19 protein-coding genes and 3 tRNA genes are annotated in these 25,075 nt (G+C 70.8%); 10 read left to right on the forward strand and 12 right to left on the reverse strand.

The genetic code is table 11. The features are described 5' to 3' along the window. Position 1: 1 nt before the first annotated feature. The 3 genes from EOT10_RS10520 to EOT10_RS10530 form a co-directional block, all read right to left on the reverse strand. Complete coding sequence (locus EOT10_RS10520) at positions 2–1,225, reverse strand: NAD(P)/FAD-dependent oxidoreductase (RefSeq protein WP_127827855.1); 1,224 nt, start codon at positions 1,223–1,225, stop codon at positions 2–4. Between the two features lie 98 nt (positions 1,226–1,323). After that, a complete protein-coding gene (locus tag EOT10_RS10525; protein WP_127827856.1) occupies positions 1,324–1,962 on the reverse strand; it encodes a class F sortase in 639 nt (212 codons plus the stop codon). A 132-nt stretch (positions 1,963–2,094) separates the two neighbouring features. Beyond that, complete coding sequence (locus EOT10_RS10530) at positions 2,095–2,616, reverse strand: GVDTG sorting domain-containing protein (protein ID WP_127827857.1); 522 nt, start codon at positions 2,614–2,616, stop codon at positions 2,095–2,097. 291 nt (positions 2,617–2,907) lie between these two features. On the opposite strand from EOT10_RS10530, the gene EOT10_RS10535 reads away from it, so the two are divergent. Then, a complete protein-coding gene (locus tag EOT10_RS10535; RefSeq protein ID WP_127827858.1) occupies positions 2,908–3,513 on the forward strand; it encodes an NADPH-dependent FMN reductase in 606 nt (201 codons plus the stop codon). A 56-nt stretch (positions 3,514–3,569) separates the two neighbouring features. On the opposite strand, the gene EOT10_RS10540 is transcribed toward EOT10_RS10535, so the two are convergent. Then, entirely contained in the window at positions 3,570–5,210 is a 1,641-nt protein-coding gene (locus tag EOT10_RS10540) for a M4 family metallopeptidase (RefSeq protein WP_127827859.1), read from the reverse strand. A 157-nt stretch (positions 5,211–5,367) separates the two neighbouring features. On the opposite strand from EOT10_RS10540, the gene cutA reads away from it, so the two are divergent. Further along, the gene (gene cutA / locus EOT10_RS10545) at positions 5,368–5,682 is read left to right on the forward strand and encodes a divalent-cation tolerance protein CutA (RefSeq protein ID WP_127827860.1); all 315 of its coding nucleotides are present in this window, start codon (positions 5,368–5,370) and stop codon (positions 5,680–5,682) included. A 5-nt stretch (positions 5,683–5,687) separates the two neighbouring features. Here cutA and EOT10_RS10550 read toward each other — a convergent pair whose 3' ends face one another. Together EOT10_RS10550 and EOT10_RS10555 are read right to left on the reverse strand one after the other, a co-directional pair. Next, complete coding sequence (locus tag EOT10_RS10550) at positions 5,688–7,751, reverse strand: molybdopterin oxidoreductase family protein (protein ID WP_127827861.1); 2,064 nt, start codon at positions 7,749–7,751, stop codon at positions 5,688–5,690. Between the two features lie 263 nt (positions 7,752–8,014). Continuing rightward, positions 8,015–8,629: a SanA/YdcF family protein gene (locus EOT10_RS10555; RefSeq protein ID WP_127827862.1), complete on the reverse strand. Its 615-nt coding sequence runs from the start codon at positions 8,627–8,629 to the stop codon at positions 8,015–8,017. A 219-nt stretch (positions 8,630–8,848) separates the two neighbouring features. Between EOT10_RS10555 and EOT10_RS10560 the strand changes: the two genes are divergently transcribed. The 5 genes from EOT10_RS10560 (at position 8,849) to EOT10_RS10580 (ending at position 15,955) form a co-directional block, all read left to right on the forward strand. After that, positions 8,849–9,787: a sirohydrochlorin chelatase gene (locus tag EOT10_RS10560; protein ID WP_127827863.1), complete on the forward strand. Its 939-nt coding sequence runs from the start codon at positions 8,849–8,851 to the stop codon at positions 9,785–9,787. 33 nt (positions 9,788–9,820) lie between these two features. Continuing rightward, positions 9,821–11,164, forward strand: a complete 1,344-nt coding sequence (locus tag EOT10_RS10565; protein WP_127827864.1) for a deoxyguanosinetriphosphate triphosphohydrolase — start codon at positions 9,821–9,823, stop codon at positions 11,162–11,164. Positions 11,165–11,325: 161 nt separating this feature from the next. Continuing rightward, entirely contained in the window at positions 11,326–12,600 is a 1,275-nt protein-coding gene (locus EOT10_RS10570; RefSeq protein ID WP_127827865.1) for an NAD(P)/FAD-dependent oxidoreductase, read from the forward strand. A gap of 34 nt (positions 12,601–12,634) precedes the next feature. After that, positions 12,635–14,533 (forward strand): DNA primase, encoded by a 1,899-nt coding sequence (gene dnaG, locus EOT10_RS10575; RefSeq protein WP_127827866.1) that lies wholly within the window; start codon positions 12,635–12,637, stop codon positions 14,531–14,533. Positions 14,534–14,635: 102 nt separating this feature from the next. Continuing rightward, positions 14,636–15,955, forward strand: coding sequence for an RNA polymerase sigma factor (locus EOT10_RS10580; protein WP_223280918.1), 1,320 nt, complete (start codon positions 14,636–14,638; stop codon positions 15,953–15,955). A 39-nt stretch (positions 15,956–15,994) separates the two neighbouring features. Here the strand turns inward: EOT10_RS10580 and EOT10_RS10585 are convergent, their stop codons facing one another. The 4 genes from EOT10_RS10585 to EOT10_RS10600 all read right to left on the reverse strand — a co-directional run bounded on the left by EOT10_RS10585 (position 15,995) and on the right by EOT10_RS10600 (position 21,601). Further along, the gene (locus tag EOT10_RS10585; RefSeq protein WP_127827868.1) at positions 15,995–17,923 is read right to left on the reverse strand and encodes an ABC transporter ATP-binding protein; all 1,929 of its coding nucleotides are present in this window, start codon (positions 17,921–17,923) and stop codon (positions 15,995–15,997) included. After that, on the reverse strand, positions 17,923–19,656 hold the full coding sequence (locus EOT10_RS10590) for an ABC transporter ATP-binding protein (protein ID WP_127827869.1): 1,734 nt from the start codon (positions 19,654–19,656) through the stop codon (positions 17,923–17,925). The genes EOT10_RS10585 and EOT10_RS10590 overlap by 1 nt, the downstream gene beginning before the upstream one ends. Positions 19,657–19,802: 146 nt before the next feature. Further along, positions 19,803–21,242: a xylulokinase gene (locus EOT10_RS10595; RefSeq protein ID WP_127827870.1), complete on the reverse strand. Its 1,440-nt coding sequence runs from the start codon at positions 21,240–21,242 to the stop codon at positions 19,803–19,805. A 50-nt stretch (positions 21,243–21,292) separates the two neighbouring features. After that, positions 21,293–21,601 (reverse strand): YtxH domain-containing protein, encoded by a 309-nt coding sequence (locus EOT10_RS10600; protein ID WP_127827871.1) that lies wholly within the window; start codon positions 21,599–21,601, stop codon positions 21,293–21,295. Positions 21,602–21,738: 137 nt separating this feature from the next. Here EOT10_RS10600 and EOT10_RS10605 point away from each other — a divergent pair. The 3 genes from EOT10_RS10605 to EOT10_RS10615 all read left to right on the forward strand — a co-directional run bounded on the left by EOT10_RS10605 (position 21,739) and on the right by EOT10_RS10615 (position 22,152). Continuing rightward, a tRNA-Asn gene (locus EOT10_RS10605) sits at positions 21,739–21,811 on the forward strand. A 5-nt stretch (positions 21,812–21,816) separates the two neighbouring features. Then, a tRNA-Asn gene (locus tag EOT10_RS10610) sits at positions 21,817–21,889 on the forward strand. 186 nt (positions 21,890–22,075) lie between these two features. Beyond that, a tRNA-Ile gene (locus EOT10_RS10615) sits at positions 22,076–22,152 on the forward strand. 176 nt (positions 22,153–22,328) lie between these two features. Here the strand turns inward: EOT10_RS10615 and EOT10_RS10620 are convergent. Next, on the reverse strand, positions 22,329–23,798 hold the full coding sequence (locus tag EOT10_RS10620) for a sensor histidine kinase (protein ID WP_127827872.1): 1,470 nt from the start codon (positions 23,796–23,798) through the stop codon (positions 22,329–22,331). Positions 23,799–23,852: 54 nt separating this feature from the next. Continuing rightward, positions 23,853–24,890 (reverse strand): rod shape-determining protein, encoded by a 1,038-nt coding sequence (locus EOT10_RS10625; RefSeq protein ID WP_127827873.1) that lies wholly within the window; start codon positions 24,888–24,890, stop codon positions 23,853–23,855. Positions 24,891–25,075 lie beyond the last annotated feature (185 nt).

Genomic DNA, 25,075 nt, shown 5'->3' on the forward strand with positions numbered 1-25,075 from the left:
CTCAGAGGCCTCCGTCGTGAGTGAGCAGGTGGAGCAGGGGTGCGCCGTCGCCGGGCAGCGGATCGTCGGCCTCCCAGGCCCGGGCGAGCGCCCCGACCGTGCCGAGCTCGCCGACCAGGACCCCGCCGACGAGCCGGTCACCGCGGACGACGACCTTGCGGTACGTGCCGCGGGTGGCGTCGGTGAGCTGGACGACGTCGTCACCGGGCAGCGCCTCGGCCTCGCCGAACGCCGCGAGGTCCAGGGGCCCCGCCTCGTGCGGCAAGGTCAGCCGGGTGAGGGCGCGGGTGCCGGTGTAGGGGCGCGGCCGCCCGGAGAGCAGGTTCGCGGCGAGCGCGTCGGCCTGTTCGACGGCCGGGGTCGCGAGCCCGTAGACGCGGCCCGCGTGCTGCGAACAGTCGCCGACCGCCCGAATATGCGGATCGGACGTACGCAACTCGTCGTCCACGACGATCCCCTCACGCACGTCGAGCCCGGCGGCCCGCGCGAGACCGGTGCGCGGCCGCACCCCGCAGGCCAGCACGGTGATGTCGGTGTCGAGCAGGAAGCCGTCGTGCAGCTCGACGCGGCGGACCCGACCGTCCACGACACCGACGCCGCGCACCCGGCACTCGGTGTGGATCTCGACACCGAGGCCGGTCAGATGCCGCCGCACCAGGGCGCTCGACCGCGGATCGAGCTGGCGTTCCATCAGCCGCTCGGACTGCTGGGTGAGCACCACCTGGGCGCCGCGCCGGGCGAGCGCGCGGGCGGCGGACACCCCGAGGAGCCCGCCGCCGACGACGACGGCCCGCACCCCGGGGGCCACCGCCCGCGACAGGGCCAGGCAGTCGTCCATGGTCCGGAAGGCGTGCACCCCGCCCGGCAGCTCCGTCGCACCCGGCGCGAACAGCCCGCGCAGCGGCGGCAGCACAGGGTTCGAACCGGTGGCGAGGACGAGGGTGTCGTACGGGACGACGGAGCCGTCCTCGCAGCGCACCACCCGCTCGTCACGGTCGACGCGCACGGCACGGGTCCGCAGGCGGGCCCCGTCGTGCCGGGGCAGCGCGATGACGTCGGCGCCGTAACTGCCCGCGAGGACCTCGGCGAGCAGCACCCGGTTGTACGGGGCGTGCGCCTCCTCGCCGATGAGCACGGCGGCGGGGCCGAGGCGCTGGGCGAGCCGGGTTCCGGCGAGGCCGGTGCCGATCACCACCACGCGCCCGGGGTCCGTCGATGAGGTCATGCACGGAAGCCTGCGCGGCCGGTGTTACCCGTCCGGATCCCTCCCGTTTCCCTCGGGGAACGCTGCGCTCAGCGCGCGCGAGGGGCGGGTGTGAGGGCTCAGCGGCTCCCCGTCAGATGGGCGAACACCACGACGTTGCCCCGGTAGCCGGTCTGTTTCGAGTAGCCGCCGCCACAGGTGATGACGCGCAGCTCGGGCCGGTCAGCGGCGCCGTACACCTTCTGATCGGGGAAGGCGCGGGCGTCGTAGACCTCGACGGCGTCGACGGTGAACACGGCCACGGAGCCGTCGCGCCGGTCGACCTCGATGGTGCGGCCCCTGGTCAGGGCGCCCAGGTCGTAGAAGACGGCGGGCCCCTCGGCGTTGTCGACGTGCCCGGCCATGACCGCGGTGCCGCGCTCGCCGGGCAGGGTCCCGGCCTCGTACCAGCCGGCGAGGTTCTTCTTCTCCGGCGGGGGCACGTCGAGACTGCCCTGCGGGGTCAGGCCGAGGCCCATGAGGGGCGCGTTCACCCGGATCGAGGGGATGCGGACGCGGTCGGGCGGCGAGGGGGAGAGCGGGGCGGCGCCGGCCGGCTCGTGGCCGGTGCCGGAGTGCGCGGCCTGCGCGGCGGAGGGCTGCGGCGGTCCGTGCGTCGCGGTGCCCTGGCGCAGGAGCCAGGCCCCGAGACAGAGGGCGAGTGCGGTGACGGCGGCTATGACCCAGCTGCTGACCCTGCGGGAGCGCTTCTCCGGCATCTCGGCCTCCATGTCGGAGTGGGGGGGGTGGCCTTCCCCCTCCGGCCGCAAGAGGGGGCGCGGCCGGAGGAGGAGAGGACATGCGGTACCAGGGGGCCGGAGGGACAGCGGAGGTCGTCCGTCCGGCCCCCGTCAGATCCCTTCGCCTCTCGCCCGGCGATGCAGGAGCCAGGTACCGCCCGCGGCGGCGACGGCCAGTGCCGCCACTCCCGCCGCGGTCTTCACGGGGTCGGTGCCGAGTGCGCCGCCGACCCCCGTCTTCACATGCCCTCTCGGAGGGACCTGCTCGCGCGAGGACGCGAGGGCGACCATGAGATCGCCCGTGACCTGCCCGTCGCCGGAGCACTTCGCGACGATCTCGTACGTTCCGGGCTGGGCCGCCGCGGGGACCTCGAACTTCCCCACGGCGCCCTTGGGGTGCGTGCCCGGCGCGAGGGGGAACGCCCCGGCGCCGACCGCGCTCGCGTCTCCGGCGGCGCCCTTGCCGGTGCCGCACGCGGTGGTGTGCACGGTGACCGTGGCGCCCGGGGTCGTGTTCGCCGGGTACACCTCGAGGCCGCCCGAGCCGCCCCCACCGGCGGACGCGGGCGCGGCGGTCAGTGCCGCGGCGGCCGCGGCGAGCGCGGCTGCGGTCAGCAGGCGGGGTGTGCGCATCTGTCGTGCTCCTCCGAGGGGGCGCGGCCCGCGGCACCCCCAAGTGCCGCTGCGTCGGTCACGCCCCTGCCCTGCCGAGGTAAGTGCCCCTGGCGCCACCACGCCTCCTGAAGCCCCATCAGAAATCGGCTGAAAGGGCGTCACCTGACCTCAAGGAGTAAGCATTCGAGCAGGTCACAGCCACGCCCGAAGAAAAGTCCCCACCGATGGAGCAGCCACCGGTGAACGGGTGACCACCCCCACCAAAAAGCAGCTTGACCTCAACCAAACTTCAGGTAAGAGCCTGACGCCATGACCACCACACCAGTACAACAACACACACCCCCCGTCCGGATCGCCGTAGTGATCGGCAGCAACCGAGAGGGCCGCTTCGGCCCGGTCGTCGCCGACTGGCTGACATCCCTCCTCGGGGAGCGCCCCGACTTCACGGTGGACGTGATCGACGTCGCCGCGACGGCCCTCCCCACCGCCCTCTCCTACGACCCGGCCCCCGAGGTGCGGGCCGCGCTGGCCGAGGTCAGCCCGAAGCTGGCGGCGGCCGACGCCTTCATCGTCCTCACCCCCGAGTACAACCACTCCTACCCGGCCGGCCTCAAGAACCTCATCGACTGGCACCGCGCCGAATGGCAGGCGAAGCCCGTCGGCTTCGTCTCCTACGGCGGAATCTCCGGCGGCCTGCGCGCGGTCGAGCACCTGCGCACGGTCTTCGCCGAGCTGCACGCGGTCACGGTGCGGGACACGGTGTCGTTCGCCAACGCGGGCAGCCACTTCGACGCGTCCGGCGCCCACCGCGACCCGGAGGCCCCGGCCGCCGCGGTGAAGACGATGCTGGACCAGCTCGCGTGGTGGGCGAAGGCGCTACGGGAGGCGAAAAAGACACACCCGTACACCAGTTGACACAAAGACCCCCGCAGCCAACGGCTGCGGGGGCCTTCACCCACTACTGTCCGGCGTCAGCCTACGGAGACGGCCGACCAGGTCGCGGCCACGGCCGCGTACTCCGCGCTGCCGGCCCCGTACAGGTCCTTCGCCGCGCTGAGCGTCGCCGTGCGGGCGCCCGCGTAGTTCGTCGAGGACGTCATGTAGACGGTCAGGGCCCGGTACCAGATCTTGCCGAGCTTGTCCTTGCCGATGCCGCTCAGTGTGGCGCCGTTGCACGTGGTGCCGTTGTGCTGGACACCGCCGATCACCTTCGGGCCGCTGCCCTCGGCGAGCAGGTACGCGAAGTGGTTGGCGACTCCGGACGAGTAGTGCACGTCGAGGTTGCCGACCGACGAGTTCCAGCAGTCGGCGGACTTGCCGTCCTTGCTGGGCTGGTCCATGAAGCGCAGGGCGGGCTTGCCGAACCCGGGCTTCACGATCTTCTCGCCGATCATCCAGTCACCGGGGTCGGAGGCGTTGTTCGCGTAGAACTCCACGAGCGTGCCGAAGATGTCCGACGTCGCCTCGTTCAGCCCCCCGGACTCGCCGGAGTACGTGAGCCCCGCGGTCTTCGACGTGACGCCGTGCGACATCTCGTGCCCGGCGACGTCGAGCGCGACGAGAGGCCCGAACGTGGACCCGTCACCATCGCCGTACGTCATACAGAAGCAGTTGTCGTCCCAGAAGGCGTTGTTGTAGTTGCTCCCGTAGTGGACCCGGTTGTACGAGCCCTTGCCGTCGCCGGCGATGCCGTTACGGCCGTGGACGTTCTTGTAGTAGTCCCAGGTCGTGTCGGTGCCGTACTGGGCGTCGACGGCGGCCGAGGAACGGTCGGCGTTCGTACCGTTGCCCCAGTGGTTGTCGGCGTCGGTGAACACCACGGCGGGCGCCCGACTCCAGCAGATGCTGAGCACACACCCGTCGGTCTTGTTCTGGGCGTCACCCGTGTAAGTACCGCCCCGGGTGGCGTCCTTGAGCTGATACGTGGACCCCGACTGGGTCGTCTCCAGCGGCACGGTGCCCGAGTACAGCGACTGGCCGTCGCCGGCGGCGGTCTCGATGGTGTCCCAGGCGTCGATCTGCTTGCCGGTGCGGGCGTCGGTGAGCAGGACACGGGCGACGGGGTTGCCGAGCGAGTCCTTGCCCGCGACGTCGGTGCGCCAGGCCAGCTTCGGCGCGCCGTGCAGGGCGTCCACCACGAGGGCGGGCTTGGCGACGACCTTGCGCAGGAGCTCGCCGGGGTTGGCGGCGCGCAGCGCGGAGGCAGCCAGGTCGGCGGCCTTCGGGGCGGAGAGCTCCGGCGTCACGCTGGGCACGGCGACATCGCCGCGCACGGCACGGTCGGCGGACCGATAGCCGCCGTCACGATTGAGATGAAGGACGAAGTCACCACCGAGAACGGGCAGTTGCCGGTAGGTGCGGTTGTAGCGCACGTGCTGGGTGCCGTCGGGGTCGACGATGACGTCGCGGACGGCGGTGCCCTGCGCGCGGGTGATGCCGAGCCGGGCGGCCTCGGAGGTGAGGACCGCGGCCGCGTGCCGCAGGGCGCCGGCCCGGGTCGGCGGGGCGGGGGCGGCGCTGGCGGTGGGGGAGAGGGCGGCGGCCAGCAGGGCGGCGGCCGCCGTGGCTATGCCGGCCGTGGTGAGTCTCGATGTGGTCCGGGGAGGTCTCATCGGGCTCCTAGTGACGGCGCGCGGGCGCGCTGGGGGAAGTCACACTGATGTCGCCTCAGATTTAAGGGTCCATGACATGTCATGTCCATAGGGCCTTCGTAGGGGTGTCGTGAACAAGCGTTCACGCGAGAATCAACGAACGCCGAAAGGAACGAACATGAACGCACTGACTGTCCTCACCGCGACCGACGACGAGACCAAGGCCCGCGACCTGGCCACAGGCGCCGTCGAGGCACGCCTGGCGGCCTGTGCGCAGATCGCGGGGGTCACCTCGGTCTACCGCTGGCAGGGCAACACGGAGACGGCTCAGGAGTGGCAGGTGCTCTTCAAGACCACGCCCGAGAACTACGAGGCCCTGGAGTCATGGCTGTTGGAGGCGCACACCTACGACACTCCGGAGATCATCGCGACACCAGTGGTGCGCGGAAGCGCGGCCTACATCGACTGGATCACCACAGAAACGACGCAATAAAAAAATTACGCGGCCTCCACCCGCACAGCACACACCTTGAACTCAGGCATCCCAGAGGTGGGATCAAGAGCGGGATTGGTGAGATTGTTGGCACGCCCGGCGCCGGCCCAGTGGAAGGGCATGAACACGGTATCTGGCCGGATACCGCTGGTGATCCGCGCGGGAGCAACGGCCCGCCCACGCCGCGAGACAACGACGACGGGCTCACCCTCGACGACACCGACCCGCGCAGCGAGCCGCGGATGCATCTCGACGAAGGGCCCGGGCGCGGCGGCGTTGAGCTCGCCCACGCGCCGGGTCTGAGCCCCCGACTGATACTGCGAAACAACACGCCCGGTGGTCAGATAAAGAGGAAACGAGTCATCGGTCTCCTCGGCGGCGGCCCGGTGGGAGACGTCTGCGAACCGGGCGCGCCCGTCCCCGGTGGCGAACCGCTCCAGAAACAACCGAGGAGTCCCGGAATGCCCCTCCTCGGGGCAGGGCCAGAAAACCCCACCCTCCTCCACGAGCCGCGGATACGAGATCCCCGAATAGTCGGCAGCCCCTCCCGCGGAAGCCCGCCGCAACTCCTCAAAGACGACCTCGGGATCGACGGAAAACCCCTCCTCGACCCCCAACCTCCGGGCGAGTTCGTGCATCACCTCGAGATCACTGCGCACACCCGGGGGCGGCGAGACGGCCGCACGCCGCAACAGCACGCGCCCCTCAAGACTGGTCACGGTCCCCGTCTCCTCGGCCCACTGGGTCACGGGCAGCACGACATCGGCAAGAGCAGCGGTCTCACTCAGCACCACATCGGCCACGGCCAGAAAATCAACGGACCGCAGCCGCTCCTCCACATGGGCGGCACGAGGCGCGGACACCACAGGATTCGACCCCATGACCAGCAGGGCGCGCACATCACGCCCCAGGGCGTCGAGCAGCTCGTAAGCGGAACGCCCGGGCCCAGGAAGGGAGTCGGGGTCGACGCCCCACACCCCGGCCACATGCGCGCGCGCCGCCGGGTCCGTCAGCTTCCGGTACCCGGGCAGCTGATCGGCCTTCTGCCCGTGCTCGCGCCCGCCCTGCCCGTTGCCCTGCCCGGTCAGGCACCCGTACCCCGACAGAGGCCGCCCGGCGCGACCGGTGGCCAGACACAGATTGATCCAGGCGCCCACGGTGTCGGTTCCCTTGGACTGCTGCTCGGGCCCACGTGCCGTAAGGACCATCGCGGCCTCGGGCTCACAGAACAACCGTACGGCCTCACGCAGTTGAGGAACAGGAACGCCGGTCACCCGCTCCACATACTCGGGCCAGTGAGCCATGACACCTGCCCGCGCCTCCTCCCACCCCCGAGTCCGCTCCCGCACGAACGACTGATCAACACGCCCCTCGGTCACCACCACATGCAGCATCCCGAGGGCCAGAGCCAGATCGGTCCCGGGCCGGGGAGCCAAATGCAGATCAGCAAGCTCAGCAGTACGAGTGAGCCGAGGATCAACAACAACCAACGACCCCCCGTTCTCACGAAGTTCCCGCAGATACCGCACAGCCGGCGGCATGGTCTCAGCCAGATTGGACCCAACGAGCACAACACACCCCGTACGAGGAATGTCCTCCAGAGGAAACGGCAGCCCACGGTCGAGCCCAAAGGCGGCAAGCTGTCCAGCCGCAGCAGAGGACATACAGAACCGCCCGTTGTAATCAATCTGCGAAGTCCCGAGCACAACGCGGGCGAACTTCCCCAACCCGTAAGCCTTCTCATTGGTGAGCCCGCCCCCACCGAAGACACCACACGCGTCCGCCCCATGCCCGGCACGCGCACGGCCAAGCCCTTCAGCCACCCGGTCAAGAGCTTCATCCCACGACGCGGCCACGAGCGAGCCCCCTCGACGCACCAAGGGCGAACTCAGCCGCACACCAGGATCGAGCAAAGACGCAGCCGTACGCCCCTTACCGCACAGGGCCCCACGATTGACGGGAAACTCAGGTCGCTCCATCACCTCGACACCACCGGACGAGGACGGGCGGAGATTCATCCCGCACTGGAGGGAGCAGTAGGGGCAATGAGTAGGAGTATCAGGGCGCATGAAAGAAACCTCCGCGCCCGCTGTTACACACCGCCCCGCCCCGCATTACGTAAAACGAAACCCGCGCTCTCAACAGCACCGAAGCCCCGGTGAGAACAACGGCGGATCAGCCGGAACGCAGACCTGAGGGGACGTGGGGGTGGGTCCGCCCGCAGCGCGGAGGTGCGGACGCGGGGTGAACGCAAGACGGGGGAGGCACCGCGATGGCGAGGACGGACCCACCCCCACGGCCCCGCTGCACGGACAACCGGACGAACCCCCGCCTACCTCCCACCCGCCTCCAGAGCGTCAGACACCCCTGTCTCCCGCTCCCCGAGAAACCGGGGATCGGGCCGAAAGACGCAGTCAAGAGCGGCCTTCCCGGCAGCGAAGACCTCCCGGGTACCGCCGTAGTACCAGGTCACGTCATGCCGGTCATCGACGCCGACTCCGTACGACACGACCCCCGCGGCCTCACAAAGGGCGACGGCCCGCCGGATATGGAACCCCTGGCTGATCAGGACGGCCCGGTCGACCCCGAAGATCTTCTTGGCGCGCACGCACGAGTCCCACGTGTCGAACCCGGCGTAGTCGCGCACGACGGCCCGCCCCGGCACGCCGTGCCGCGTCAGATAGGCCCGCATGGCGTCGGGCTCGTCGTAGTCGTCACGGCTGTTGTCTCCCGTAACAAGAACAACCCGGACGCCCCCATCCCGATAGAGCCGCGCAGCCGCGTCAAGCCGATGCGCAAGATAGGGCGAGGGCTCCCCGTCCCACAATCCGGCACCGAAGACGACGGCGACATCGGTACGGGGCACGTCGTCGACGGAGCGCAGCCGGTCCCCGGTGGTGACGAACATCCAGGTGACAGGCAACAAGCCAAGCACGCACAGCCCCATAAGACCCTGCACAGACACCCGCCACCCACGCCGCGTACGCGGCAACCGAACACGCACTACAGGCCCCCTCCACGAAGCATCACATGGTGGACGCACCAGACCCCCAACCGGTTCAACGCACTCCCCTCACAGCCCCTCCCACCCCCCGGGGAGCCCCGAGGAAGGGACCCGTCACCGTCTGGCAACGACGCGGCAACCTACCGAGGCGAGGATCGATGCATGACGGCGTCGAACCCGCAGCGAGACGAGCCCACCGGCACCGCCCACCTCGACAGTACGGCGCAACTGATGACGAGAATCACCAGTCAGCTGGGCACCCAGCTGAGCCACGTCCGCCTGAACGGCAGCCGCCGCTTCGCCCCGTCCGCACCCTGCCCACCACCCCTGGTGGTAGTGGCACACGGCAGCAGGGACCCACGAGCCCTGACCACGGTCAACGCCTTGCTGGACAAGGTGCGGGCGGAGCGCCCCGGCCTCCCCGTCCACCTGGGCCACATAGAACTCGACGAGCCGCTCCTGACGGACACTCTCGCGAACCTGGCGCCGGGCAGAGCGATCCTGGCCCCGCTGCTCCTCTCCAGGGGCTACCACGTGAAGCAGGACATCCCCGAGGCCCTGGCGAAGGCCCCGCACCTGACGGCAAGCGTCGCCGCACCCCTGGGCCCGCACCCGCTCCTGGTGGAAACGCTGTACGCACGGCTGGTGGAGGCGGGCTGGAACCCCACGCCCGACGCCCGTACACGCAGGACAACCGGAGTGGTCCTGGCGGCGGCGGGCTCCCGGGATCCGGATTCGGCGACGGACACGGCCCGCACGGCGGAGATGCTCGCGGAACGGCTGGGCGTCCCGGTCCTGCCGGCGTACGCGTCGGCGGCGTCGCCCACGGTCCCGACAGCGCTGCGCGCGCTGGCGGCGAGGGGACGCCACCGGGCGGCGGTGGCCGCGTACTTCACGGCACCAGGCCGCTTCGCGACGCAGTGCGCGCAGGCAGCGCCCGGGACAGCCGCGGCCCCGCTAGGCGCGCACACGGCGATGGCACGCCTGCTCCTGCACCGCTACGACGCGGCACTGAACGCAGCGCATGCCCCCACACCCACACCCACACCCACACCCACCCCAACCCTCACCCCCGTAAAGCGGCAGCTCACGTCAGCCTGACCGTTTGTCACTGCTTGCGCTTACTGTCACATCATGGAAGGCACACACGAGACCCCCACGCACAAAACAGCAGCCCCCGCCTACAACGCCCCTGCCTACGACGCAGCCGCAGCGGAGCGCTACGCGTCCGAACCCGACAAGCGCCCCGGCCGCACCGCCTTCCAGCGAGACCGCGCCCGCGTCCTGCACTCCTCGGCCCTGCGCCGCCTCGCGGGCAAGACGCAGGTGGTGACCCCGGGCACGACGAACCGCGCCTGGGACGCCAGCCCCCGCACCCGCCTGACGCACTCGCTGGAGTGCGCGCAGGTGGGCCGCGAGCTGGGCGCCGCTCTCGGCTGCGACCCGGACCTGGTGGAGACGGCTTGCCTGGCGCACGACATGGGCCACCCGCCCTTCGGGCACAACGGCGAACAGGCGCTGAACGAGGTGGCGCAGGACTGCGGCGGCTTCGAGGGAAACGCGCAGTCACTGCGCCTGCTGACCCGTATCGAACCAAAGCGTTTCATCCGCAGCGCGGACACGGACGAGCTGGTGAGCGTAGGCCTGAACCTGACCCGAGCCGCACTGGACGCGGCGACGAAGTACCCCTGGCCGAGAGGCGCCCACCCCACAGACCCCACGTCGCCCAAGTTCGGGGTGTACGAGGACGACCGCCCGGTCTTCGACTGGATCCGCAAGGAGTCGCCCGGGGGCGGCGACAGCGACCGCACGTGCTTCGAGGCGCAGGTCATGGACTGGTCGGACGACGTCGCGTACTCGGTGCACGACCTGGAGGACGGCCTGCACGCGGGCCACCTCGACCCGAACATGCTGCACGCGGAGCCCGAGCGCCAGGACGTCTACGCGGTGGCGATCGGCAGGTACGTACCGTCGGACACGGACCCGGAGGAGCTCGCGGCGGCCCTCGACCGGCTGCTCGACCAGGAGTGGTGGCCGCACGGCTACGACGGCACGGCGGTGGCGCAGGCAAGACTCAAGGACGCGACGAGCCAGCTCATCGGCCGGTTCTGCCTGGCCGCGGAGGGCGCGACGCGGGCCCGCCACGGCTCGGGCCGCCTCACGCGCTACGCCGCGGAGCTGGTGGTGCCGCGGGAGGCCCGCCACGAGTGCGCGGTGCTCAAGGCGGTGGCGGACCGGTACGTGATGCAGCGCCCGCAGCAGGAGAGGCTGCGCGCCGATCAGCGCATCGTGGTGGCGGAGCTCGCCGAGGCGCTGACCAGGCGCGCGCCCGACGGCCTGGACCCGCAGTTTCGAGCCCTGTTCGACGAGGCGGCGGACGACCGGGCCCGCAAGCGCGTGATCGTCGACCAGATCGCATCGCTCACGGACGCCTCGGCCCGCGAACTGCACGCGCGCCTCACAGGCCCCCGCCCGTGAACGAGACGCAGAACCGCCCCCGACGACGGCCCCTCGACCACTGGGGGTGACGAAAAGATGCCCTGTTCGGGCCACGCCCCCTTCCCGCATCACGCTCCGTGCGGGACGCTCGCGTATGGAGCCGCTTACCGAGCCGGAGCCAAGGCAACGAGGAGGAACACGTGGTCGACGCGGATCAGACGTTCGTCATTGTCGGTGGAGGGCTCGCGGGAGCGAAGGCCGCCGAGACGCTCCGCTCGGAGGGGTTCAACGGCAGAGTGATCCTCATCGGGGACGAGGGGGAGCACCCGTACGAACGCCCACCCCTGTCCAAGGGCTATCTCCAGGGCAAGGAGGAACGGGACAGCGTCTTCGTGCACGAGCCCGCCTGGTACGCGCAGAACGACATCGAGCTGCACCTCGGCCAGACCGTCGTCGCGATCGACCGGGTCGTGAAGACCGTCCGCCTGGGCGAGGGCACGCTGGTCCACTACGACAAGCTGCTCCTGGTGACCGGCGCGGAGCCGCGCCGCCTGGACATCCCGGGCACGGACCTCGCGGGCGTCCACCACCTGCGCCGCCTCTCCCACGCGGAGCGCCTCAAGGGCGTCCTCGCCTCCCTCGGCCGGGACAACGGCCACCTTGTGATCGCGGGCGCGGGCTGGATCGGCCTGGAGGTCGCCGCCGCGGCCCGTGAGTACGGCGCCGAGGTCACGGTCGTAGAACCGCTGGGGTCCCCGCTCCACGCGGTGCTCGGCCCCGAGATCGGCCAGATCTTCGCCGACCTGCACGCGGAGCACGGCGTCCGCTTCCACTTCGGGGCCAAGCTCACCGAGATCACGGGCCAGGACGGCATGGTCCTGGCGGCCCTCACCGACGACGGCGAGGAGCACCCGGCGCACGACGTCCTCGCGGCGATCGGCGCGGCCCCCCGCACGTCGCTCGCCGAGTCCGCGGGCCTGGAGCTCGCAGACCGGGCGCACGGCGGCGGCATCGCCGTGGACACCTCGCTGCGCACCTCCGACCCGGACATCTACGCGGCCGGCGACGTGGCGTCCGTGGAGCACCCGCTCTTCGGGACCCGCCTGCGCGTCGAGCACTGGGCGAACGCGCTCAACGGCGGCCCGGCGGCGGCCCGCGCCATGCTGGGCAAGGAGGTGACGTACGACCGCGTGCCGTACTTCTTCTCCGACCAGTACGACGTCGGCCTGGAGTACTCGGGCTGGGCGCCCCCCGGCAGCTACGACCAGGTGGTGATCCGCGGGGACGCGGGCAAGCGGCAGTTCATCGCGTTCTGGCTGAAGGACGGCCGGGTGCTGGCCGGGATGAACGTGAACGTGTGGGACGTCACGGACCCCATCCAGGAGCTCATCCGCTCCGGTGCCCGCCCCGGTGCGGACCGCCTGGCGGACCCGTCCGTTCCGCTCACGGCGCTGCTCGAGGGGGAGGACGGGTGACGTGAGTGTCGGCCGGTCACCGTAGAATCCTTGCGTGGCAGGCAGGATCAATGACGAGGACGTGAAGGCGGTCCGGGACGCGGTCCCGATCGACGCCGTGGTGTCCGAGTACCTGCAGCTGCGCAACGCCGGCGGCGGGAACCTGAAGGGCCTGTGCCCCTTCCACGACGAGAAGTCGCCCTCCTTCCAGGTCAGCCCCAGCAAGGGCTTCTTCCACTGCTTCGGCTGCCAGGAGGGCGGCGACACCATCACGTTCGTGATGAAGGTCGACCACCTCTCCTTCTCCGAGGCCGTCGAGCGCCTGGCCGGCCAGGCGGGCATCACGCTGCGGTACGAGGAGGGCGGCTACACCGCCGGCACCAGCGGCCGCGGTGAGCGCATCCGCCTGGTCGAGGCGCACAAGGTGGCCGCCCAGTTCTACGTGGACCAGCTGGAGAGCCCCGAGGCCGAGATCGGCCGCAAGTTCCTCGCCGAGCGCGGCTTCGACCAGGCCGCCGCCGCGCACTTCGGCGTCGGCTACAGTCCGGCCGGCTGGGACCACCTCACCCGCTTCCTGCGCGGCAAGGGCTTCAGCGACAAGGAGATCATCACCTCCGGGATCGCCCAGGAGGGCCGGCGCGGCCCCATCGACCGGTTCCGCGGCCGCCTCATGTGGCCGATCCGCGACATCGGCGGCGAGGTCGTCGGCTTCGGCGCCCGCCGCCTGCGCGAGGACGACAACGGGCCGAAGTACCTGAACACGCCCGAGACCCCGATCTACAAGAAGTCCCAGGTCCTCTACGGCATCGACCTCGCCAAGAAGGAGATCGCAAAGTCGAGCCGCGCGGTCGTCGTCGAGGGCTACACGGACGTCATGGCCTGCCATCTCGCCGGCATCACCACCGCCATCGCGACCTGCGGCACGGCCTTCGGCACGGACCACATCAAGATCCTCCGGCGCCTCCTCATGGACAACGGAAGCGCCCGCGTGATCTTCACGTTCGACGGCGACGCGGCCGGCCAGAAGGCCGCCCTGCGGGCCTTCGAGGACGACCAGAAGTTCGCCGCCGAGACGTACATCGCTGTCGCCCCCGACGGCATGGACCCCTGCGACCTGCGCCTCGCCAAGGGCGACGACGCGGTCGCCGACCTGGTCGAACCCCGCACCCCGCTCTTCGAGTTCGCCCTGCGGAGCATCGTCTCCCGCTACGACCTGGAGACCCCGGCCGGCCGTGCCGCCGCCCTGGACGAGGCCGCGCCCGTCGTCGCCCGCATCAAGAACAGCGGCGCGCAGCACGAGGTCGCCGTCCAGCTCGCCGGCCTGCTCGGCATCCTCGACACCCAGTTCGTCGTCAAGCGCGTCGCGCAGCTCGCCCGCTGGGCCCGCGACCGCGGCGGCAAGGGCCCGGCGCCGGCCCGGGGCCCTCAGCCGTACGACGCCGCCCCCCGCCCCACCTCCTCGGGCCCGGCCCTCAACCTGCGCAACCCCGTCTACGCCACCGAGCGCGAGCTGCTCAAACTCGCCCTCCAGCGCCCGGAGTTGGTCTCCCCGGCCTTCGACGCGTACGGCGTCGACGAGTTCACCGCCGCGCCCTACGCCGCCGTCCGTCAGGCGATCATGGAGGTCGGCGGGGCCGAGTACGGCACGCGGGACTCGCAGGACTATCTGGTCCGGGTGCGCGAGGCGGCACCGGACGACGCGGTGCGTGCGATGGTCACGGAGCTGGCCGTCGAGGCGATCATGCGCCGTACGGTCGACGAGAACTACGCGGGCGAGCAGCTCGTGACCGTCCGCCGCCGTGCCGTGCAGCGCCGCATCCAGGAGATCCAGATCACCGTCAGGCGCCTGGAGGCGGGCGGCGATCCCGCCCAGCTGGCCGCGGTGAAGGACGAACTCTGGGTACTCCAGCAGTACGACCAGGCGCTGAAGGGGCACGGGGCCGCCGCGCTCTGAGCCGTTCCGTCCGGCAGGGTTACCGCGCGGTCACGGACCGACCGCAAAAAGTCACCGCACGCCCCTCGTGGCGGCGATGTGTCGTACAGCACACTGGGTCCGGTGCCTGAGTCCTCGGAGCGCGGCCGGAACCGGGCTACGAACTCCCAGCCGCACGCCTCAGCTGCGATCACCTTGGAGGTCGCCCCCGTGCAGACCCAGACCCTCAGCCAGAACGGAGCGGACGCGGAGGCACTCCCGGCCGTCCCGACGCAGAGCCGGCCCGCGAACCACCCCGAGAGCGACCCGCCCGCGGCCGAACCGGAACAGCCGGAGCCCGACGGGCCGGAGACCGCCGGTCAGAGCGCCGGACAGACCGCCGCACAGAGCGCCGGACAGACCACCGCACAGAGCGCCGGACAGACCGCCGGACGCGAGACCGCCCCCGTGGCCCCCGTCGAACTCCTCCTCGACTCCGTGGACGCCGAGCCGCCCGAAGCCCCGCCGGCGCGCGGCCGCACCGACACGGGCGGACCCTCGTCGGACCTCTTCCGCCAGTATCTGCGCGAGATCGGACGGATCCCGCTGCTCTCGGCCGCCGAGGAGGTCGACCTGGCCCGCAAGGTCGAGGCCGGCCTGTTCGCCGAGGAGAAACTCACCGGCACCCCCGACCCGGACTCGCAGCTCGCCATCGACCTCGACAAACTCGTCGTGATGGGCCGTATGGCCAAGCGCCGCCTCATCGAGTCGAACCTCCGCCTGGTCGTCTCGGTCGCCAAGCGCTACGTGGGCCGCGGCCTGACCATGCTGGACCTCGTCCAGGAGGGCAACCTGGGTCTGATCAGGGCGGTTGAGAAGTTCGACTACGCCCGCGGCTACAAGTTCTCGACGTACGCGACCTGGTGGATCCGCCAGGCCATGTCACGGGCCCTCGCCGACCAGGCGCGCACCATCCGCGTCCCGGTGCACGTCGTCGAGCTGATCAACCGTGTCGTCCGCGTCCAGCGCCGCATGCTCCAGGAACGCGGCTACGAACCCACCCCCGAAGAGGTCGCCGCCCACCTCGACCTGTCGCACGAGCGGGTCAGTGAAGTGCTGCGCCTGGCGCAGGAACCGGTGTCGTTGCACGCGCCGGTCGGTGAGGAGGACGACGTCGCGCTCGGCGACCTCATCGAGGACGGCGACGCGGCGTCCCCCGTGGAGTCCGCCGCGTTCCTCCTGCTGCGCGAACACCTGGAGGCGGTCCTCTCCACCCTCGGCGAACGCGAACGCAAGGTCGTACAGCTCCGCTACGGCCTGGCGGACGGCCGCCCCCGCACCCTGGAGGAGATAGGCCGCATCTTCGGGGTGACGAGGGAACGCATCCGCCAGATCGAATCAAAGACCCTCAACAAACTCAGGGACCACGCGTTCGCGGACCAGTTGAGGGGTTACTTGGACTGAGGGGCACCCCGTAAGGGGCACCCCCGCGCCCCAACCCGGTTACTCCACCTCAACAACCGCCTGCGCGAACTGCGCCTCGTACAACCGCTGATACGCCCCACCGGAGGCGACCAGCACGTCATGCCGACCCTGCTCCACGATGGCCCCGTTCTCCATCACCAGGATGGTGTCGGCATCGCGGATCGTCGAAAGACGATGCGCGATGACGAACGACGTCCGCCCATGAGCAAGCCGAGCCATCGCCTTCTGGATCAGCACCTCGGTACGCGTATCGACCGACGACGTCGCCTCGTCAAGAACAAGGATCACCGGATCCGACAAGAACGCCCGAGCAATGGTGATCAGCTGCTTCTCACCGGCACTGACCCCCGACCCCTCGTCGTCGATCACGGTGTCGTAGCCCTCGGGCAGCGTACGGATGAACCGGTCCGCGTGGGCCGCCCGCGCCGCCTCCTCGATCTCGGCCCGGGTCACATCCTTCGCGGCGCCGTACGCGATGTTGTCCGCGATCGAGCCGCCGAACAGCCAGGTGTCCTGGAGCACCATGCCGATCCCGGACCGCAGTTCGTCCCGGGCCATCTTCGCTATGTCGACGCCGTCGAGCGTGATGCGCCCGCCGGTGACCTCGTAGAACCGCAGCAGCAGGTTGACGAGTGTCGTCTTGCCGGCGCCCGTCGGGCCGACGATGGCGACCGTGTGGCCCGGTTCGACGGCGAGCGACAGGTCCTCGATGAGCGGCTTGTCCTCCTCGTAGCGGAAGGACACGTGCTCGAACTCGACGAGCCCGCGCAGCAGATCGGGCTTCTCGCCCGGCACCGGATCGGCGCCCTGCTCGTCCGCGTCGAGCAGTTCGAAGATCCGCTCGGCGGACGCGACGCCCGACTGGACCAGGTTCGCCATCGAGGCGACCTGCGTCAGCGGCATGGAGAACTGCCGCGAGTACTGGATGAAGGCCTGCACGTCACCGATGGACAGCGACCCCGAGGCGACCCGCAGACCACCCACGACGGCGACGAGCACATAGTTCAGGTTCGACACGAAGAACATCAGCGGCTGCATCATCCCGCTGTTGAACTGCGCCTTGAACCCGGCCTCGTACAGCGCGTCGTTCTGCTCGGCGAACGCCTTCGCCGACTCCTCCTGACGCCCGAACACCTTCACCAGCGTGTGCCCGGTGTACATCTCCTCGATGTGTGCGTTCAGCTTGCCGGTGGTCTTCCACTGCTGCACGAACTGCGGCTGCGAGCGCTTGCCGACGCGCGTAGCGATGACGAACGACAGCGGCACCGTGATCAGCGCCACCAGGGCGAGCAGCGGTGAGATCCAGAACATCATCACCAGGACGCCGATGATCGTGAGCAGCGAGTTGATGAGCTGGCCCATCGTCTGCTGGAGCGTCTGGCCGATGTTGTCGATGTCGTTCGTGGCGCGGCTGAGGACCTCGCCGCGCTGCCGCTTGTCGAAGTACGACAGGGGCAGCCGCGACAGCTTCGCCTGGATGTCCTCGCGCATGCGGTAGACGGTCCTGTTGAGGGCCCGGTTGGACAGCCTCGTCGTGACGGCCATCAGCAGACCGGCGCCCAGGAACGTACACAGGGCGAACCCGAGCACGGAGCCCACGGCGCCGAAGTCGATGCCCTTGCCCGGGGTGAAGTCGATCCCGGAGAGCATGTCGGCGACCCCGGAGTCACCCCTGGCCCGCATCCCTTCGAGGACCTGTGCCTTGCTGGTCCCGGGCCGCATCTGGCGCCCGACGATGCCCGCGAAGACGAGGTCAGTCGCCCGGCCCAGGATCTTCGGGCCGAGCACGGACAGGCCCACACTCACGACGGCGCACGCGATCATCGCGAACATCGTCGTCTTCTCGGGCTTGAACTGGGCGAGAAGCCGCTTGCCCGAGCCCTTGAAGTCCATCGAACGCTGGTCGGGGCCGCCCCCGGCCATCATCCGCCCGCCTGGCCCCGCCATCAGGCAGCCTCCGCTTCCGTGAGCTGGGAGAGAACGATCTCCCGGTACGTCTCATTGCCGGCCATGAGTTCGTGATGGGTTCCCGTGCCCACCACATGGCCCTCGTCGAGGACCACGATGCGGTCCGCGTCACGGATCGTGGAGACCCGCTGGGCCACGATCACCACGGTCGCCTCGGCGGTCTCCTCGCCGAGCGCGGCCCGCAGCGCGGAGTCCGTCGCGTAGTCGAGCGCGGAGAACGAGTCGTCGAAGAGATAGATCTCGGGCCGCTGCACCAGTGTCCGTGCGATCGCGAGCCGTTGTCGCTGACCGCCCGACACATTGGTGCCGCCCTGCGCGATGGGGGAGCCGAGCCCGCTCTCCAGCTTCTTCACGAAGTCCTTGGCCTGCGCCACTTCGAGCGCGCGCCACAGGTCCGCGTCGGTCGCGTCCGGATTGCCGTACCGCAGATTGGTCGCGACGGTCCCGGCGAAGAGGTACGGCTTCTGCGGGACGAGGCCCACGGTCCTGGCGAGGAGCACGGGGTCGATGGTGCGCACGTCGACGCCGTTCACCAGGACCTCGCCGTCGGTCGCGTCGAACAGGCGCGGCACCAGGCCGAGGAGGGTGGACTTGCCGCTGCCGGTCGAGCCGATGACGGCGGTCGTCTCACCCGGGCGCGCGGTGACCTGGATGGCCTTGAGGACGGGCTCCTCGGCGCCCGGATAGCGGAAGCCCGCGTCCCGGATCTCGAGATGGCCGTGACCGCGCAGCTCGCGCACGGGCTCCGCCGGCGGCACGACGCTGGACTCCGTGCCGAGGACCTCCTGGATGCGCTCGGCGCAGACCTCGGCACGCGGCACCATCATGAACATGAAGGTGGCCATCATGACGCTCATCACGATCTGCATCAGATAGGCGAGGAACGCGGTCAGCGCGCCGATCTGCATGCCGCCGCTGTCGATGCGGTGCGCGCCGAACCAGACGACGGCGATCGACGACACGTTCACCACGGTCATGACGATGGGGAACATCAGCGCGAGGAGCTTGCCGGTGCCGAGGGAGACCTCGGTCAGATCGGCGTTCCCCTCGCGGAAGCGGCCCTTCTCGTACGGGTCGCGGACGAAGGCGCGGATGACGCGGTTGCCGGTGATCTGCTCGCGCAGCACCCGGTTGACGGTGTCGAGCCGCGTCTGCATGGTGCGGAACAGCGGACGCAGGCGCCGCACGATCAGGCTGACGCTGATCCCGAGGACCGGGACGACGGCGAGCAGCACGCCCGACAGGGGCACGTCCTGGCCGAGGGCCATCACGATGCCGCCGACGCACATGATCGGCGCCGACACCATCAGCGTGAACGTCATGAGCGTGAGCATCTGGATCTGCTGCACGTCGTTCGTGGTGCGGGTGATCAGGGACGGCGCCCCGAACTGGCCCATCTCGCGCGCGGAGAAGGACTGCACACGGTCGAACACGGCGGCCCGGACGTCCCGCCCGAGCGCCGACGCGGTGCGGGCGCCGTAGTACACGGCGCCGATGTTGCAGATCATCTGGACCACGGTGACCGCGATCATGATGCCGCCGAAGGTCAGGATGTAACCCGTGTCCCCCTTCACGACACCGTTGTCAATGATGTCGGCGTTGAGGGTGGGCAGATAGAGCGAGGCGCACGTCTGCAGGAACTGCAGCAGCACCAGCACGGCGATGGGTTTCTTGTACGGACTGAGGTGGGTCCGCAGGAGTCGTATGAGCACGCTCGGTCTCTCGGAGTCGGCTGGCATGAGGGATCGGTGAGGGTCAGTGGTGCACGACCCCCATCGTCCGACACTCCACCGGTGTTACTTCAACCGAATAACCCAAGAGCGCGCCAAGAAATACCGTCCCGAACCGGGCGAACCGCTCACGCCCCCACGGAATCGAACGCTCCGGGATGCGTCTGCTCCCGTACGGCGGTGAACTGCTGCCGCACCGCCTGCCCGACCGCGAACTCCTCACCCGGCTCGAGCACCTGCGCCGCCGCGCCCTGCCACTGTGGCAGCTGCCCGCTCAGCGCCCAGGCCGCCTGCCGGGCCGCACCGAGCGCCGCGTAGTCCGCGGGCTGCGGCACCACGACCTGCGTCCCGAACAGCATCGGCGCCGCGGCCTGCACCGCCGGCAGCTCGGCCGCCGCCCCCAGCAGGAACACCCGCCGCACCGCGACGCCCCGCCCGCGCAGTACGTCCATGGCGTCCGCGAGCCCGCACAGCATGCCCTCGAACGCGGCCCGCGCGAGATGCTCCGGCTTCATCGACTCCCGCCGCAGCCCGCTCAGGGTGCCCGCGGTGTGCGGCAGATTCGGCGTCTTCTCGCCCTCCAGGTACGGCAGCAGGACGAGCCCGTGCGAGCCCGGCGTCGACTTCATCGCCAGGTCGGACAGCTCCTCGATCCCGGAGAGGCCGAGCATGTCGGCCGTGCCGCGCAGGGCCCGTACCGCATTGAGCGTGTGGACGACGGGCAGGTGCATGCCGGTCGCGTCGGCGAGCGAGGTGATCGTCCCCGACGCGTCGACCAGGGCTTCGTGATGCACCGCCATGACGGATCCCGAGGCGCCGAGCGACACGACCGCGTCGCCCTCCTGCACCCCGAGCCCGAACGCCGCGGCCATCGTCTCGCCCGTACCGGCAGAGATGATCAGCCCCTCCGGCGTCGTGCCCGCCGCGTCCCCCGGGCCGAGGACCTCGGGCAGCAGCGCCTGGTGCCCGAGCGCCAGCTCCACCAGATCCGGCCGGTACGCACCGCTCGCCGCCGACCAGTAGCCGGTGCCCGAGGCGCCGCCCCGGTCGGTGGTCCGACGCGAGGGCCGGCCCAGGAGCTGCCACACCAGCCAGTCGTGGGCCTGCATCACACCGGCGATCCGCTGCGCGGCCTCCGGCTCGTGCTTCGCCAGCCAGCGCAGCTTCGTCACCGGATGCGCCGCCTGCGGCACACATCCGACGGCCTGCGCCCAGGCCTCGCGCCCGCCGAACCGGTCGACGAGATCCGCCGCCGACGCCTGCGTCCGCCGGTCGCCGCCGGGCATCGCGGCCCGCACGGTGTTGCCCTGGCTGTCCAGCGGCACCAGCGCGTTCTGCTGCGCGGAGACGCCGATGGCCTGCACGCCCTCGAGCAGCCCGCCGCCCGCGGCCTCACCGAGGGAGAGCAGCCACGCCTGTGGATCGACATCGGCGAGGCGGCCGCCACCCTCGGCGGTTTCCAGCGGGTGCGGGGCGTAGCCCTGCTTGATGACGGCACCGGAGTCCGCGTCACAGACCACGATCCGAGTGAAATCGGGCGAACTGTCCAGCCCGGCGACTATCCCCATGACTGAAGTCTGCCGCACCCCGCGGCGGCCCCTTCCGGCGGGCCGGGGGCTCAGGTGTTGCTGGTGCCCCAGTCGTCCTCGAGCGCGTCACCGGCCTGGCCGCGCTCCCGGATCGAGCGCACCCGGCCGGCCACCGAGTCGGGCACCCGGCTCCCGACCTTGTCGCTCACCGAGTGGAGCGCCTTGCCCGCGAAGTGGCGGGTCTGCTGGGCCGCCGACTCGGCCGTGTTCCGCACGGCGGGGTTCTGCGCGACCGCGCGCGCGGACTTCTTCAACTGCTCGTACCGCTCGCGCCCGGCCCGGGTCCCGAGCACGTAACCCAGGGCCAGTCCGGCGACGAATGTGAGCCGGTAGCGCATGGCTGCCACCCTTCCCTAGTGATCGCTGGGGGAACCGATTGGCGGAGCACCCCCCTGCTTGCGCTAATGTATGTGTCGCAGCGAGCGCACGCCCCCTGGCAAGTGCCGAGGTAGGTGCGTTCGATGCAACGAGACATTCCCCTGTAGCTCAATTGGCAGAGCAGCCGGCTGTTAACCGGCAGGTTACTGGTTCGAGTCCAGTCGGGGGAGCTCGATCTCCTGTAGCTCAATTGGCAGAGCAGCCGGCTGTTAACCGGCAGGTTACTGGTTCGAGTCCAGTCGGGAGAGCTGACGGACAAGACCCCCGGGAGAACCCCGGGGGTCTTTTCGTGTCGTCTTATGGATCAGGTGGAACCGTCCGCGGGCGCGCGAAGTCCTCTACGTCGAGCGAAGCCGACCATCCGGAGCAGGAGATCGTATGAGCGGCTATGCTGCGGCAGACGGCGCGTACACATGTACGCGACACGCCGTTACGGGGCGGTAGCTCAGCCGGTTAGAGCAGCGGACTCATAATCCGTCGGCCGTGGGTTCGAGTCCCACCCGCCCCACCAAAGTCCCCGGGCAGAAACGTATCGCCGCGGGGATGTGCTCTGTATGGGCCCCTCGGGCTGCGTGCGCGCCGCGTCCCCGCGAGGATGTAGCCATGACCACTGGCACCCGAACAGGAGCGGCGCGGCCGTGTGTTGAACGGCTTCACCGGCCGGCCTCGTGCCGGCCTCGTCGCCGGTCAGAGCGGGGACAGCCAGGCAACGGTCGTACCGACACCGCCGTCCTCCGTCACCCTGTCGTCCGTCACCCCGTCGTCCCACACCGTGAGCCGTACGCCCTTTCTGCCGTCCGGCAGAGTGGCGCGGGCGTCCACGGCGACGTCGATACGGGAGCAGCCCGGGCGGCGTGACGCGGCGGCCAGGGCGCGGCGCAGGGCCGCGAGGAGTTGGCCGTCGACCGGGTCCGTGACGCGCGCGTCGACCGCCCCCGTGAAGTGCACCGACGGCTGGAAGCCGAGCACGGCCGAGGCGCCCGCCGTCTCGCGCAGGACCTTGCCGCGGAACGTCGTGGGCGCGTCGGCCGGCGGCTGCTGGAGCGCGAAGATCGCCGTACGGACCTCCTGGATCGTCGACTCCAGCTCGTCGACGGCCCTGCCGAGCGTGTCGTGCACGTCGTTGCGGCGCGCCCGGCGCTGGGTGGACTCCAGCATCATGCCCGTGGCGAACAGCCGCTGGACGACCAGGTCGTGCAGGTCGCGGGCGATGCGGTCGCGGTCCTCGAAGACGGCCAGGCGCTCCCGGCCCTGCTGGGCGTCGGCGAGCACCAGGGCGAGCGCGGCCTGCGACGCGAACTGCGTGGCGAGCAGCTGGTCGACCGACGTGTAGGGGCGGGCGCCGCGGCCGCGGGGGAGCGCGAGCGTGCCGATCAGACGGCCGCCCGACTGCAGCGGAAGCATCATGCTCGGGCCGAACCGGGAGCGGACCCGGGTCGTCATCCGGGGGTCCGTGGCCGAGTCGTCGATGAACACCGGCTCGCCGCCGAGGAGTTGTTCGAGGACCGCGCTGCCCGGCTCGATCGTGGCGCCGAGCAGATCCTCGGGGTCCACCGACGCGGACGCGGCGACGATCTCCATGCCGCCCGCCGGGGTGGGCTGGAGGATCACGCCGGCGGAGGCGTCGGCGAGGAGACGGGCCTGCTCCGCGACCGTCATCAGGGCGTCCGACGCGGGCTCGCCCGTGAGCAGGGCCCTGGTCACGGCGGAGGCCCCCTCGATCCAGCGCTCCCGCTGCCGGGCGGCCTCGTACAGGCGGGCGTTGGCGATGGCGATGCCGGCCTGGGTGGCGAGGGCGCGAAGGAGGTCGTGGTCGTCGGCGCCGAAGCGGGCGCCGGGCCGGTCGTGGGTGAGGGTGAGCCGGCCGGAGCTGCCGGCGGGGTCACCGATGGGGACGGTCAGGGTGGTGGGGGCTGGGGGTTCTGGGGCACCGGATTCACGGGGTGAGACCGAGGTGACGTGGAGGACCACCGCGCCGTGGCCGGGGTCGAGGACGGTCAGGGCCGCGTGGCCGGCGGCCGTCAGTTCGGCCGCGCTGTCCACCACGTGCTGGAGGGTGCCGCGCAGTTCGGGGCCGGACCCGGCGCCGGGTGCCGCGTCCGCGGCGACCGGCGGGCGGGGCGGCGCCTGGGGGTCGTCGGCGTCCAGGGTCGTCATGGCCGGCTCCCCGGTCCCGTCCCGGTCCCCGCCGTCCCTGCCCCGCCGCCGGTCTCAGCCGGCCAGCGGGGCGAGGGTGAGGGGCTGGATCTTGCCTTCCAGCATCGCCCCGAGGCCGAGGACCGCACACACGTCCGGGCGTTCGGCGATATGGACCGGCACGCCCGTGGCGTCGCGCAGCATCTGGTCGAAGCCGGGCAGCAGCGCGCTGCCGCCGACCATCATGATGCCGCGGTCGGTGAGGTCGGCCACCAGGTCGGGCGGGCAGTCCCGCAGGACCTTGCCGATGCCGTCGAGGACGGCGGTCAGCGGGGTGTGGATCGCGTGCCGCACGGCCGCCGTGTCGACGTGCACCGAGCGGGCCAGGCCGGTCGCCACGTCCCGGCCGTGGATCTCCGTCGACTCGGGACCGTGCGGGGTGAGGCCGTTGCCGCTGAGGGCGAGTTGCAGAGGCCGTACCGACTGGCTCGGCAGCATCAGTTCGTGGTGCTGGCGCAGGTGCTGGACCACCGCGTGGTCGATGGCGTCGCCGCCGACCGGGACGCGGTCGGCGGTCACGATCGAGCCCAGGGAGAGGACGGCGATCTGCGTCGTGGCCGCGCCGCACACGATGATCATCGTGGCTTCGGGGCGCTCGACGGGCAGACCGCAGCCGACCGCGGCCGCGATGAGGGTGTCGACGAGTTCGACGCGGCGCGCGCCGAGCCCGACCATGGTCTCCACGGCGGCGCGCTGCGCGAGCGGGTCGGCGTCGTGCGGGGTGCAGGCGGCGGCCCGCAGACGGGGCTTGCGGCGCAGGGTGCGGCGCAGCTTCTCGCCGATGAGGTGACGCAGCATCCGCTGGGCCATGTCGATGTCGACGACGGTGCCGCCGGAGACGGGGCGCACGACGCGGATGTAGTCGGGGGTGCGGCCCGTCATCTTCTCGGCGAGCTCACCGACGGCGATCAGGGCGCCGGTGCGGGTGTTGACGGCGGCGGCGCTCGGCTCGTCGACGACGAGGCCCGCGCCCTTCACGAACACCCGGGTCCTTGCGGCCCCCAGGTCGACGGCGAGATGGCAGCGGCGCAACTGCTCCAGACTGACGGTCATGGCAGATCCTCCCGAGAGCGCAGACCGTGACGGGACGCCGAGTGGCGGCCCTCTTGGAATCGTGCGGCGGGGGCGCGCGGGGCGCGCGCTGGAATGCGCCGGGCGGGGTTCCGCCGTACGGGTGGTCTTGCGGGCCGTTGTTAGCATCCCCTGTGACCAGCAGCCCCGCATCTCCAGATCAGGCA

Source organism: Streptomyces antnestii, assembly GCF_004005495.1.
Classification (GTDB): domain Bacteria; phylum Actinomycetota; class Actinomycetes; order Streptomycetales; family Streptomycetaceae; genus Streptomyces; species Streptomyces antnestii.